At 32.7% G+C, this 14,520-nt stretch carries 9 protein-coding genes; 2 read left to right on the top strand and 7 right to left on the bottom strand.

The window, feature by feature from the left end:
• Positions 1 to 49 precede the first annotated feature (49 nt).
• Positions 50 to 1,162: a cation diffusion facilitator family transporter gene (locus B5D16_RS06700; RefSeq protein WP_143405066.1), complete on the bottom strand. Its 1,113-nt coding sequence runs from the start codon at positions 1,160 to 1,162 to the stop codon at positions 50 to 52.
• 220 nt (positions 1,163 to 1,382) lie between these two features.
• Between B5D16_RS06700 and B5D16_RS06695 the strand changes: the two genes are divergently transcribed.
• Entirely contained in the window at positions 1,383 to 2,606 is a 1,224-nt protein-coding gene (locus B5D16_RS06695) for an argininosuccinate synthase (protein ID WP_078766214.1), read from the top strand.
• Between the two features lie 372 nt (positions 2,607 to 2,978).
• Here the strand turns inward: B5D16_RS06695 and B5D16_RS06690 are convergent, their stop codons facing one another.
• Positions 2,979 to 4,463, bottom strand: coding sequence for an AAA family ATPase (locus B5D16_RS06690; RefSeq protein ID WP_078766213.1), 1,485 nt, complete (start codon positions 4,461 to 4,463; stop codon positions 2,979 to 2,981).
• Positions 4,464 to 4,500: 37 nt separating this feature from the next.
• Positions 4,501 to 5,784: a glycosyltransferase gene (locus B5D16_RS06685; RefSeq protein WP_078766212.1), complete on the bottom strand. Its 1,284-nt coding sequence runs from the start codon at positions 5,782 to 5,784 to the stop codon at positions 4,501 to 4,503.
• 500 nt (positions 5,785 to 6,284) lie between these two features.
• On the opposite strand from B5D16_RS06685, the gene truA reads away from it, so the two are divergent.
• Positions 6,285 to 7,025 carry a tRNA pseudouridine(38-40) synthase TruA gene (gene truA, locus B5D16_RS06680; protein WP_341465196.1) on the top strand — a complete coding sequence of 247 codons (741 nt, stop codon included), beginning with the start codon at positions 6,285 to 6,287 and terminating at the stop codon, positions 7,023 to 7,025.
• 70 nt (positions 7,026 to 7,095) lie between these two features.
• Here truA and ppk1 read toward each other — a convergent pair whose 3' ends face one another.
• The 4 genes from ppk1 to B5D16_RS06660 all read right to left on the bottom strand — a co-directional run bounded on the left by ppk1 (position 7,096) and on the right by B5D16_RS06660 (position 14,071).
• Positions 7,096 to 9,591: a polyphosphate kinase 1 gene (gene ppk1, locus B5D16_RS06675; protein ID WP_242943004.1), complete on the bottom strand. Its 2,496-nt coding sequence runs from the start codon at positions 9,589 to 9,591 to the stop codon at positions 7,096 to 7,098.
• Complete coding sequence (locus B5D16_RS06670; RefSeq protein WP_078766210.1) at positions 9,576 to 10,652, bottom strand: 6-phosphofructokinase; 1,077 nt, start codon at positions 10,650 to 10,652, stop codon at positions 9,576 to 9,578. The genes ppk1 and B5D16_RS06670 overlap by 16 nt, the downstream gene beginning before the upstream one ends.
• A gap of 289 nt (positions 10,653 to 10,941) precedes the next feature.
• Positions 10,942 to 11,811, bottom strand: coding sequence for a phosphoribosylaminoimidazolesuccinocarboxamide synthase (locus B5D16_RS06665; RefSeq protein ID WP_078766209.1), 870 nt, complete (start codon positions 11,809 to 11,811; stop codon positions 10,942 to 10,944).
• A gap of 265 nt (positions 11,812 to 12,076) precedes the next feature.
• A complete protein-coding gene (locus tag B5D16_RS06660; RefSeq protein ID WP_078766208.1) occupies positions 12,077 to 14,071 on the bottom strand; it encodes a 2-isopropylmalate synthase in 1,995 nt (664 codons plus the stop codon).
• Positions 14,072 to 14,520: the final 449 nt, after the last annotated feature.

Below are 14,520 nucleotides of genomic sequence, written 5' to 3'. Positions count from 1 at the left end.
ATTTAATCTAATTTATATTATGTATGAACCCTCATTTCATACTTTGATTCTAATCAGATATATCAAAATCTAGATTTATGTTAACCTTGTACCCTTCATATTTTTCACTAATATCCTTACAAACGCTTTCGTATACCTGTTTTCTTTCTTCTTTTTTCAAATCATAATCAATAACCATATCAAATCTTATATCTTTTTCTTCATCATTCAAAAAGAAACCATGCATTTGTAATACGCCCTTGTAAGCCTTAATCATTTCTCTTATTTCTTTTTCCATCTTAACAGCTTTTTCATCAGTAGTATTCTTTGCATAAATTGAAATACCAGTCATAAGAATTCCAGTATCATTTAAAACCTTATCTGCAATTTTTCTCATAAGTCCATCAATTCTATTTGCACTTAAAGTATCATCCACTTCAATATGAGCTGAACCTATAAATCGATCTGGGCCATAATTATGTACAACCAAATCATATACACCATGAACATCTTCGAATTCCAAAATTGACTTTTTAATATTCGCTGCAATTTCAGGATCAACTCTTGCTCCTAATATTTCGCTTATTGTTTCACTTATTTGCTCAAATCCAGCCTTTATAATCATAATAGAAATAACAATACCTAAATAGCTTTCTAGGCTTATCTTTAATGTTATAAATATAACAGCTGCTACTAATGTTGAAGCGGAAATAATTGCATCAAAAAGTGCATCACTTCCTGATGCTTTAAGGGCTCCACTATTTAACTTTTCACCCTGACTTCTAACATATAATCCCAAAACAATTTTTACTATTACCGCAACAAATATTATTAACAAAGACACCATCTTATAATCAGGTGTCTTTGGATTTATTACATTTTTCACCGATGCAATAAGAGCTGTAAAACCAGCATATAATATAATAAGTGCAATTATAGAAGCACTTAGATACTCAACCCTTCCATGACCAAGAGGATGTTCTTTATCTGGTTCCTTACCTGATAACTTAGTTCCTATGATTGTTATTATAGAAGAAATTGCATCACTTAAATTGTTAACCGCATCCATTGTGATTGCGATAGAATGTGATAACATTCCAATAATTGCCTTAAACCCTGCAAGAAATACATTTGCAATAATACCTATTATACTTGTTTGTATAATCTTTTTTTCTCTATTCATATTAGTCCTCGTCATTTTTTCTAATATCTTTTATACACTAAAGCCTTAATTATTTAACTTCATATATATTGAATATTATATCATACTATTTAAATTTCTAACATTATCTGTTTGATTTTTTCGCTTGTTCTAATGTAATATTTTTTTAATTATCTTGTCATTTGCTGATATTTAAGTTATTATATATAGGATTAAAACAAAATTAAAAAGAGGTGTTAAAATGGATAAAGTTATTTTAGCCTATTCAGGCGGACTTGACACTACTGCGGTTATTCCGTGGTTAAAAGAAACATACGGTTATGAAGTTGTATGTTGCTGTATTGACTGTGGTCAGGGCGATGAACTTGACGGTCTTGAAGAACGCGCACAGATTTCAGGTGCTTCAAAACTTTACATTGAAGACGTAGTTGATGATCTTTGCGAAAACTACATTATGCCATGTGTACAGGCTGGTGCTGTTTATGAACACAAATACCTTATGGGTACAGCTATGGCAAGACCTACAATCGCTGCTAAGTTAGTTGAAATTGCAAGAAAAGAAAATGCTGTTGCAATTTGTCATGGTGCTACTGGAAAAGGTAATGACCAGATTCGTTTTGAACTTGGTATCAAAGCTTTAGCTCCTGATATTAAAGTAATTGCACCTTGGCGTGATGATAGATGGAACATGGATTCTCGTGAAGCTGAAATTGAATATTGTAAGACTCATGGCATTGATCTTCCATTTGGTACAGATCAGTCATACAGCCGTGATAGAAACATCTGGCACATTAGCCACGAAGGTCTTGAACTTGAAGATCCTTCACAGGCTCCAAACTTTGATCATATGCTTGTTTTAGGTGTTACACCTGAAAAGGCTCCAGATGAAGATGTTGAACTTACACTTGAATTCGAAAAAGGTATGCCTATCGCTCTTAACGGTAAGAAGATGAAAGTCGCTGACATCATCAGAGAACTTAATACTATCGGTGGTAAGTACGGTGTTGGTATCGTTGATATCGTTGAAAACCGTGTTGTTGGTATGAAGAGCCGTGGCGTTTATGAAACTCCAGGTGGAACAATTCTTATGGAAGCTCATCAGCAGCTTGAAGAACTTGTTCTTGACCGTGATACAATCGCTCTTAAGAAGGATCTTGGTAGCAAGCTTGCTAGTATCGTTTACGAAGGTAAATGGTTCACTCCAGTAAGAGAAGCTATCACAGCATTTGTTGATGTAACTCAGCAGGTTGTAACTGGTGAAGTTAAACTTCGTTTATACAAAGGTAACATCATCAAGAATGGTACTACATCACCATATTCACTTTACAGTGAATCACTTGCTTCATTCACAACTGGCGATATGTACGATCACCACGATGCAGAAGGTTTCATCACATTATGGGGTCTTCCACTCAAGGTCCGTGCTATGCGTATGAATGAATTAAAGAAAGAAAATAAAAAGTAATTTACGCACCACCGCAAAGACATATTGTCTATCTGGGACACTGCTCTCGCACAGTGCGGGCTACCCCTAGCGGAACTAAGTTCGTAAATAATTATTTTATGTTATCAATATATTTTATTTGGATAATATAAATATTACCTAATAAGAAAAGGGACGATGAGTTTCGAATGTAAACATTCAACCATCGTCCCTTTTCTTATTACATAACGCTTCGCGTCATGCAAATAAAATATATTAATAACAATAATTAATTACTCACTAAGTACCGAGACCCGCAATGGTCCCATCTAGAAAATATATTCTTTGCGGTGGTGCTTAGGCTTCTATTTACTTTTTCGTTCTTTAATTCATTCTAACCTAATAGTTTTCATTCTAGCCTAGTAAGTCACGGATCATTTGAGCATCGTATTCTACGATTGACATATGCTCTGCTTCGATTAGGTAGAGAGCGTGAGCTGCAATATGTTCTGCTGCCTGCTCAATATCTCTGATACCTGAAGTGTTCCTATATATCTTCATAAGTTCTTCTAAAGCTTCTTCTGTTACAACTATCTCATCCTTACGAAGACCAATTCTTTCAAGTACCTTTGGCATTGCGAAATCTGTAAAGATAACTTTCTTCTCATCAAGTGAATAATCTGGAAGTTCAATTACCGCAAATCTCGACATAAGTGGTGCGCTAATTGCATCTTTATCATTAGCAGTAGCAATTGGATAAACTCCAGTTGTTGGAATGTTACACTCGATATAATTATCTGTAAATCCAAGATTATCAAGAAGAGTTAATAATACATCCGCAGGATTACCATTCCCCTTTCCAGATGATGCCTTATCAAGCTCGTTAATGATAAATACAAGGTTTGATTTCTCTGCATTAGCAAATGCTTCCATAATAAGACCAGGTTTTGCATTTGCATATATTCTTGAACTACCAGTAAGCTGTTCAGGATCATTAATCGAACTCATCTCAAGAGTTGTCCATGACAATCTAAGTATTTTAGCAATTGCATATGCAATCTGAGATTTACCTGTACCTGCTGGTCCAATTAGTAAAATACCATATGCAGGAAGTGTATGTGTTCTATTAATCTGAATTATTGTTTCAATAATTCTCTGTTTTACACCTTCAAGACCATATAATTCTTCATCTAAAATTCTTCTTGCTTCAACTGGATCAATAGGTTTAAACTCTGTATTTTTCCACTGAATGTTAAGCATCATAGACAAAGCTCTTTGAGCATGTCTTCTCTCTTCAGGAGTAACTTCTGATGACTTAGCAACAGCTAAATTACGTCTAGCCCATAAGCGAATATTCTCTGGTAGAGTCGTGCCTGCACAAGTAATGTAATCAGTTATGCTCTGAATACTTGTAAGTCTCATGTCATCAGCATCGTCTATCTCATCCAAATCAATTTCTGTATCTGTTGGAGCATCACTTTGCAAAAGTCTTCCAATGATAAATTGTAAAAATCCATTCTCACCTGAAAGTTTAGCTCCTCTAACTGCTACACCAGTTTCTAAAATCTTATATACTGCATAACCTTCATCTGTACTTTTACCTGATAATCTAACCATAATTCGATTATCGCCAAGCCACTTAACAAGGTTTTCAAATCTTGCGTCAAGTTTTAAAATATCATGTGATGTTTTTTCCTCATTATCATAAGCAAATGCTGTTCCCTTAGTTGGAGCTTCAAACATACCATCAGAATGATGTTTTAAAATTCCACTCTTATCTTCCAATATCATTATAGGATTACTTGCATTACTTTCTCTTTCTGAAGAATAAACAAGTTCATATGATTTCTCTGCGTTAACCTTCTCTTCTTTCTGCTTATTAAAATCAAAAACTGGCATACTAGTTCCTCTCTAAATCATTATGTTTTCTTGATAATTAATCATCCACTTTAAAGTTATATTTTTCTATGCTTTTCTGTGCAAGTAATAACATCCTAGTGGACATTTTATACATCTGATCAGTTATACCCTGTTTATCAGGATAACAATTTCCTGCCCTTTTACGCTCATATAAAAGATGATATCTTTCATATGCTTTTGATACGCTATCTTTCCAAGATATGTAAATCTCATCCATGGCTGTATCTCCAACCTGATGCAAATGATCCATATCATTAAGTATTTCTTTTAATTTTTCATACATAGACCATGAATTTTCATCGCATAAATAACCATTTACGCCATCAATTATTCCTTCTGATGCGCAACTATCCTTTATGACTAAACTTGCAAGACCGCAAGCTGCTGCCTCACGAACAACTAACCCATTAGTATCATAAGTTGATGGGAATAAAAATAAATCAGCTCTGGTATTAATGGCTCTTAATTTTTCACGATCATAAACTGCTCCAGTAAATATTACCTTATCGTCAAGTCCATGTTCTCTTACATATTCTCTTATTTCTTCCTCATCAGCACCCTTTCCAGTAAATACCATTCTAAAGTCCTGTTCATCTTTTAATTTTTCGAGTGCATCAATAATAATTCTTATCCCCTTATACCAAAACATTCTTCCAACAAATAGTAAAACAGGTACATCTATATCTATTCCAAATTCCTTTGAAACTTCTCTTACCCTATCTTCAGCCTGTTTTCCTTTTGGGAAGTCAACACCATTATTCATAATAACATAATCGCCGTCATAACCTATCTCTCTAAGATTATCAGCAGCACCTTTACTAACAACCCATACTTCATCACATGCAGAAATATTTCTAGAAATAAATCTTGCTACATTCTTCTGAATTGTTCTACTTTTTACAGACTTTGCAATATCTACATCAAACTTTGTATGATATGTAAATATAATAGGTGCAAAAACCTTTGATCTAAGTTCTCTGGCAATCATAGTAGAAGCAAATGGGCAATGTGTATGTATAATATTTGGTTCTTTTTTTATAATATCCGATAGCAACTTCGGAATAAACGGAAATCCCGCTCTATACCCCTCTACCAAATTTCCAATATTTAGACTAGTATATCTCATTATCGGAAATTCAAAATCCGAATCATCATACCCTGGATATTTTGGTGTGACTACAAATGGATTTGCAAGGTCTGCCTCTTTTAAAACCTTCGCATAGTTTACCACTGCATTAGCAACACCATCAATCAAAGGTGGAAACGAATCGTTCAATAAACAAACATTAAATTTTTCCATATGTTCTCCTTTACTACTCTAGTAGTATAACATCTTTACCCTATTTTAACAAATCATATTATTGAAATTATTTTTCTACTTACGCATCCTCCCAGATTTATATTGTCTATCTGTGACTCAGCTCTCGCACGGTGCGGGCTCCCCCTAGCCACACTAAGTTCGAAAGTTATTGTTTTTATATGATTTATTCATTTCATTCGTATAATACAAGTATTATAATACAAAAAGAAGAGCAACTCATCCGAGTGTAAACACTCGTGAAATGCTCTTCTTTCCGCATCATAACGCTTCGCGTTATGCGAATGAAATTCATAAATCACAAACAATTACTTTCTCACTAAGTGTAGAGACCCGCAACGGTCCCATCTAGAAAATATAATATCTGTCCAGATGCTTAGAATGTAAATAATTTCAATAATCTTTACAAAACACCATGAAATATGTTATCTTCTAATGGAATGATTTTCGATAATATTTTAGATAAATAAAGGATTTAGATTATGAAGAATTATAAATTTACAGTTGCTTATGATGGAAGTAGATTTCATGGTTTTGAGAAGCAACCTAATGTTGAAATGACAATACAAGGGAAATTAGAATCTGTGCTTTCCATTATGACTGATAGTAAGGTTGAGGTTATTGGAGCTGGTAGAACTGATGCTGGTGTTCACGCTAGAGCCATGATTTGCAATGCACATTTAGAAACTGATAAATCTGAGAATGAAATAAGAGATTACATGAATCATTATCTTCCTGATGATATATGTATATGCGAAGTTAAGGAAGCTTCTGATAGATTTCATGCTAGATATAAAGCTACAGGTAAAACTTATGTTTATACTTGTTATATAGGTGATATAAAACCAATCTTTAATAGAAAGTATGTATATGTACTTAACAGAAAGCCTGATATTAATAAAATGCAAGAAGCAGCTAAGTACTTAATAGGTTCTCATGACTTTAAAAGTTTTTGTGGCAATCCAAAGATGAAAAAATCAACTGTACGAGAGATTGATAAAATAGAGATAGTATCAAAAGGCTCCTATCTAACCCTATCATTTCACGGTACAGGTTTCTTACAAAACATGGTAAGAATACTTACTGGTACACTACTTGAAGTTGGTTGGGGTAAAAAGAATGTTGAAGACATTCCTGATATAATTGAAGCTAAAGATAGACAGGCCGCTGGCTTTACAGCTCCTGCCATTGGATTATGTTTAATGAAAGTTGATTATAACTAAAAAGAAGATAGTATCATATTGATACTATCTTCTTTTAACTAATCTACAAATAAATATTTCTATCCTTCATCTACTCCAACTCACCATAACTTTCCTTAAAGAAATATTCCTGTGAATTTAAAATTTCAGCTTCATTAAGTCCTTCTATGTCTTTTTTGTGATAATGACCTTTTTCATCCATTACTCTTGCCTTAACATTATCACTCATTATTATAAAGAACATATCTCTTATTCTTTCTTTTATCTTTTCATCATATATAGGACATGCAACTTCTACTCTTCTTAAAGTATTTCTAGTCATAAAATCCGCGGATGAAATATAAATCTTATCTCTTCCTTCAGGACCAAATATATATATTCTTGAATGTTCTAGGTATCTTCCAACTATACTTTGAATTCTAATATTCTCTGTATAACCTGGTACTCCAGCGACCAAACAACATATACCTCTTATGGTCATTTCAATTCTTACTCCAGCTTTAGATGCTTCAATAAGTTTATCAATGATTGCCTTATCTGTAAGAGAATTAAACTTAAATCCAAGATAAGCTTCTTCGCCATTCTTAGCATGTTCAATTTCTTCATCAATCATTTCAATAACTTTATTCTGCAAGCACTTTGGCGCAACCAGCAAATGCTCTGTATGTTCCATAACCTGATCGTTAGAAACTCTTGTGAATGTTTCATCCACTTCATTTGCTATATTTTCATCAGCTGTCATAAGAGAAATATCTGTATATAACTTAGATGTTTTTTCATTATAATTTCCAGTACCAACCTGACAAATATGTTTAATATCTTCTCCGTCCTTATATGTTATTAAACATATCTTAGAATGAACCTTTGTATAGTCGATACCATAAATAATCTTACAACCAGCATCTTCCATTCGCCTTGACCATTCGATATTATTCTCTTCATCAAATCTAGCACGAAGTTCAACTAAAACCTCTACCTGCTTTCCATTCTCTGCTGCATTTATCAAAGCTTCTACAACCTGAGAATTCTTAGCTACACGGTATAATGTCATCTTAATTGAAGTAACTGAATCATCACTTCCTGCTTCTTCTAATAACTTAATAAAAGATGCAATATTATCAAATGGATAGCTAAGTAATATATCTTTCTTCTTAACCTGATCCATGATTTTCTCATCAGGATTAATCATCCTAGAAGTCTGGGGTACTCTTCTTTCAAAGAATAATTCTTTTCTATTTCTAAGTTCATCCTGAAGACTAAAAACAAAAGATGTATCTAATGGAGTACTCATTTCAAAAGACTGCTCTAAACCTAATCCTAGTTCTTTACAGATATTCTTAACTACTCTTATGTCAGTACACTTTCTATACTGAAGCATAATAGGTCCAAGTCTCTTTCTAATCTTAATAAGTTTCTCCATAGAATCTCTATGACCTAAATCCTCATCAGCAAATTCTTCATCTACATCTATATCTGCATTTCTTATAAGTCTTATTAATGCCTTACTCTTAACCGTATATGAATCAAATATTTCTTGAATGAAATGTAATATAACATCTTCTACCAAAACATATTTTTTCTCTGCAGAAGGCATAGAAATCAGTCTTGTAAAAATACTGGTATTGCAAGGCATAATACATATCTTTTCTGTATTTTTATTTCTCTTTCCTTCAAGTAATGCAACAACATATGTTTCTCCATGATTTAAAAACGGGAAAGGCTCTTTCTTTCCAATAATCTGTGGTGATAATACATCTCTTATCTTTGCATCAAATACTCTCTTTAAGAAAACTTCCTCATCAACCTTCAAATCACTTGTTGAAACCATAACAAGACCTTCTCTTGCTATATCGCTAAAAAGGTTTACATAAATTCCATCTCTTTTAGCTAATAAATTTCTTGTTTTTCCGAAAATTTTCTTTAGCTGTTCTTCTGGAGTTAATCCAGTTTTATTATCCTTTTTATTCTTTTCTGTATCAACTAAAGTTCTATCGTACAAAGTACCAACTCTTACTCTGTAAAATTCGTCTAAATTCGTTCTAAATATATCAACAAATGAAAGACGTTCCAACAAAGGATTCTTTGAATCTTCAGCTTCTTCTAAAACTCTATCATTAAACTTAAGCCATGATAATTCCCTGTTATCATATATCTTTATATGTTTTGATTTACTTTCATCAAAGCCAGGCAACTTTCCAAAAACAGTAAATTCATCTTTCTTATGCTTTTTACTTTTCTTTTTCTTCTTAAGTTTTTTATTCTCTAGATTCTTATTTACCTTAACCTTATATACCTTCTTTTTAGAAGATTTACTCTTGCTCAGCAAATCTGCATTTGCTGAAAATTCACCTGTCTTCGCTTCAGCATCTGCCGATTCACTCTCCTTATTTTTTTCTTTCATTTCTTTTTTATATTCATTGATAATCTGTTTATATTTCTTTTCATTATCTTTTCTATTGCCCATACCTTCTCCACTATCCTTATCCGAAATTTCAATAGGTTCAGATAACTCTACCCCCTTATCATCCCCTAATTTATCTTCATTAGCAAATAATTTGCTAATATAAAACCTTAATCGCCCAAACATATTCCCAATTTCTTTGCCTCTATTACAAATTCATCATCAGGTTCTACAAATTTAGTCTTTTCAACCGCCTGTGGAAGTGGAATAGCTGTAATCTTATTATTTACAACAGCTACTGCCATACCAAATTTCTTGTTAAGAATAAGGTCTGCAGCCTTAGTTCCAAGTCTAGAAGTAAGCACTCTATCAAATGCATCTGGATTGCCACCTCTTTGAACATGTCCTGGTACTACCACTCTTACTTCATTTGTATAATGTGGTGCTAATTCTGCTGCAAGTCTATAACCTGCTGATATAAATCCGTCCTCAGCACGTTTAGCCTTAAGTTCTTTCTTAGATAACTTAGCATCTTCCTTAGAAATAATACCTTCTGCTGCAGCAATAACAATATAATCCTTACCAGCTTTCATCTTCTTATCAATTGCTTTTCTAACTTCTTTTATGTCATATGGAATTTCAGGTATAAGAATAACGTCGGCATTACCTGCAATACCTGCATGAAGTGTAAGCCATCCTGTCTTATGTCCCATGATTTCATCAATCATAATTCTCTTATGTGATTTAGCTGTAGTTTGAAGTTCATCAAGTGATCTAGTTGCAATATCAATTGCTGACCAGAAACCAAAACTAACTTCAGTTCCATAAATATCATTATCAATAGTCTTAGGCAATGTAACAACATTAAGACCTTTAGATGATAATAAATTAGCTGTCTTATGAGAGCCATTACCACCTAATACAACAAGGCAATCAAGCTCAAGTTTCTTGTAAGTTTCAATCATGCACTTAACTTTATCTCTACCCTGCTCATCAGGTTTCTCAATCTGTTTAAATGGACATCTAGAATTACCAAGTATAGAACCACCAATATTTAAAATATCCTCAAAATCCTCTGGTTTCATCTTCCTGTAATCTTCATTAATCATCCCCAAATAGCCATAATTAAAACCATAAATCTGAATCTTTTCCTTGCTATTTGTTACTAATGCCTTAACTGTACCTCTCATAGCACCATTAAGTCCCTGGCAGTCACCGCCACTTGTCAAAAAACCAACCTTTAACATATAATACCTCCTATGTTCGCTCTCATTTATTTACATATTAATCATACTAATTTCTTTTTAACCCCTAAATCACATACTCATAATATGCCTATATTTTCATATATCTATTTTAACGCAAAGCAGTTTCTTATACAACAATAATTAAGTTTCTATCAAAGTAAAAACTAAATATAATTTTAGCACTATAAGTTTACATAAAATAATAGCCAGGAAATCATATCTAATTTCTTGGCTATTTCATATATCCTTATTTATAAATAATCTATGTTAATCTTTTTTTAAGATAATCCTATAAATCCTTACCTGTAAGTAATTTATAAGCCTGTAAATACTTAGCAATTGTCTTATCAACAATATCCTGTGGTAATGTCCAATTACAATCTGGATTTGCTTTTAAATAATCTCTAGCAAACTGCTTATCAAATGAAGGCTGACCCTTTCCAGCTTCATAACCTTCAAGTGGCCAGAATCTTGAACTATCTGGTGTAAGCATTTCATCACCGATTACAAGATTACCATCTTCATCAAGACCAAATTCAAACTTTGTATCTGCAATAATGATACCCTTTGAAAGTGCGTAATCAGCACACTTCTTATAAAGAGCAATTGTAGCATCCTTAAGTTTTTTAGCATATTCTTCACCCTTACCTGGATATGCTTTTTCTAAAACTTCAATACTCTGCTCATATGATATATTCTCATCATGATCACCAATCTCAGCCTTAGTTGATGGTGTATAAATAGGTTCTGGAAGTTTATCTGATTCAACTAACCCTTCTGGAAGTTTGATTCCACAAACTGTTCCATTTTCCTTATAACTTGCCCAACCACTACCTGTAATGTAACCTCTAACGATACATTCAATTGGAAGCATTTCAAGTTTTTTACACATCATGCTATTTCCATCAAACTTATCCTGTCTAAAGAACTCTGGCATATCATTTACATCAACTGAAATCATGTGATTTGGTAAAATATCTTCTGTATAATCAAACCAGAACTTTGACATCTGTGTAAGAACTGTACCTTTCTTAGTTACATCATTATGAAGGATAACATCAAAACAACTAATACGGTCTGTAGCAACCATAATTAAGTTATCCCCATTGTCATAAATTTCTCTTACTTTACCTTCTTTGATTGGCTTTAATTCACTCATGTTTATTTCCTTTCTAAACTAAAGAATATTTAATATCTTGATTTTCAACCAAAATATTTGCTCATAGACAATTACTAATTATAGACTCTTTATATATTTTTTTCAATAATAAAAACAAAAAAGAGGATGCAATACTTATTACATCCTCAAATTTCGGTTAATATTTACCCCTATTAAATATTTAATATGCTTAAAAGCATTAAGCAATCTTTAATAACTTTTTATATAATTTCATATTGGACTTTCCCTTTATCATGAAACTAGTTTATTTATTATTCTTTGATCTATACTCAAGTGGTGTCATACCATAAAGTTTTTTAAACTGTCTTGAAAAATGTTCAACATTAGGATAACCTGCTGCCTCTGCAACACTTTCAACAGTTTGAGTACTATTTCTAAGTAATGTCTTAGCCTTCTTCATCTTAGTTGCTGTTACGATTTCACCAAATGTCTTACCTGATTTATCTTTAATGTACTTTGAAATATATGGTTCTGATAAATGAAATTCCTTAGCCATATCTGTAAGAGTTACATTCTTATAATTTGACTGTATGAAATTCTTCATTGAAATATATCTTTCATCCTGGATTGAATCAATCTTTCTTACTTCAAGCATACGATTAACTGCAACTACTAAAGCATTAATTGAAGCCTTGATAATATCTTCATCAGTACCAGCACCCCAGTACATCTTCTCTTGGTATGTAATACCAATGTAAGCTACTGCCTTTGAAGAAGATCCCTTTGAAAGTGAATGTTCCTCATACTCAGTAAGTTCATAACTCACATCGAAGTACTGTTTAATTATATTACTAACAGCGTCAATTCTACCATTACCATTTGCATTAATGATATGAGTCTTATCACCCTGAACAATAGTTGCCTCAGCAAATATTCCACCAACCTGCTTAAAGTGACATTCTGAAATTGTAAAGTTTGGTGTGTGATTTACAAAGTTATCTTCAAAAATTTCCTTAACCCACTGTGGTGATAATTCTTTATGTTCTTCATCAGATACCTGTTTTACAGTATATCCAACTGTTTCTCTCATTTTAACAGGAAGTGTAATACCATAATTTTGTTTTAAGATGTACGATACACCACCCTTACCTGACTGACTGTTAATTCTAATAACATCAGATTCATACGTTCTACCAACATCAACTGGATCAATTGGAAGATATGGAACTGTCCACTTATAAAGTTTCTTTTCCTCTCTCCAAGCCATACCCTTAGCAATGGCATCCTGATGTGAACCTGAGAAGGCTGAGAATACAAGATCTCCTGCATAAGGCTGTCTCTCATAAACCTTCATACCAGTAAATCTTTCATATGCTTCTCTAATAGCTGGCATATTAGAAAAATCAAGTCCACTATCAACACCATGCGAGAACATATTCATAGCAAGTGTAATGATATCAACGTTACCTGTACGTTCACCATTACCAAAAAGTGTACCTTCAATTCTATCGGCACCAGCTAAAACTCCAAGTTCGGCTGTTGCAACACCACAACCTCTATCATTATGAGGGTGAAGTGAAATTGTAACTGCATCTCTATACTTAATGTTCTTATGAACATATTCAATCTGGCAAGCAAATACATGTGGCATAGCATTTTCAACTGTTGCAGGAAGGTTAATAATAACCTTCTTTTCTGGTGTAGGCTTCCATACATCTAATACAGCATTACAAACCTCAACAGCATAATCCATCTCTGTACCAGTAAAGCTTTCCGGACTATATTCAAATGAAATATTACCATCTGCTTCTTTTGCAAGTTCATCAAGAAGTTTTGCACCTTCAACTGCAATCTTCTTTATTTCTTCTTTATTTTTCTTAAATACCTGTTCACGCTGTGCTACAGATACTGAATTATAAAGATGTACCACTGCGCTTGGTGCACCATTAATAGCTTCAAATGTCTTTTTAATTATATGCTCTCTAGCCTGTGTTAATACCTGAATTGTAACATCATCAGGAATCATGTTTCTTTCAATAAGAGCTCTAGCAAAATTATACTCTGTCTCTGAAGCTGCTGGGAAACCAATTTCTATCTCTTTAAATCCAAGTTTAACAAGTAATTCAAAGAACTCCAATTTCTCGTCAAGGCTCATAGGCTCTATAAGTGCCTGATTACCATCTCTTAAGTCTACTGAACACCAAATAGGTGCTTTTGTAATACGGTCTTTCTTTACCCAGTCGTATGTCACTACTGGTGGCATATGATACTGGATTTCATACTTGTCATAACCTTTCATAACAAATCCTCCTAAAACTAATTAAATCATTTCAATGTCTTCTTATTATATTCATTGATTTATTTTATTGCTGTATATATAATAACAGACTAATTTTAATTTGTTAATGATTATATTTAATCAAATATATTGATTAAATATATTATTATTGTGATTATTTTTGTTTTTAGTCTTATGTAAACTATGATGAAAATTAAGATTAATTATAATAATAATTAATAAAAAGCTAATATCAGTGTATACTTTTATACACAACAAATTTATACTCTTATATGATATTTGAAGAATATTAATCTTAACGTTTTTATACTTGCTTTCCTTTTTACATTTTTGGCTAATAGGAAAGCATTTGGCAACATATACTTACAAATACATACTTAAACTCGCTTTCCTTTTTTACTTTTTTGACCAATAGGAAAGCATTTGGTAACCTATACTTACAAATACAT

This window comes from Eubacterium uniforme (genome assembly GCF_900167115.1).
Classification (GTDB): Bacteria; Bacillota; Clostridia; order Lachnospirales; family Lachnospiraceae; genus Eubacterium_S; species Eubacterium_S uniforme.
Note: the sequence above shows the minus strand (reverse complement) of the source record. Positions and strands in the feature narration are given on the sequence as shown.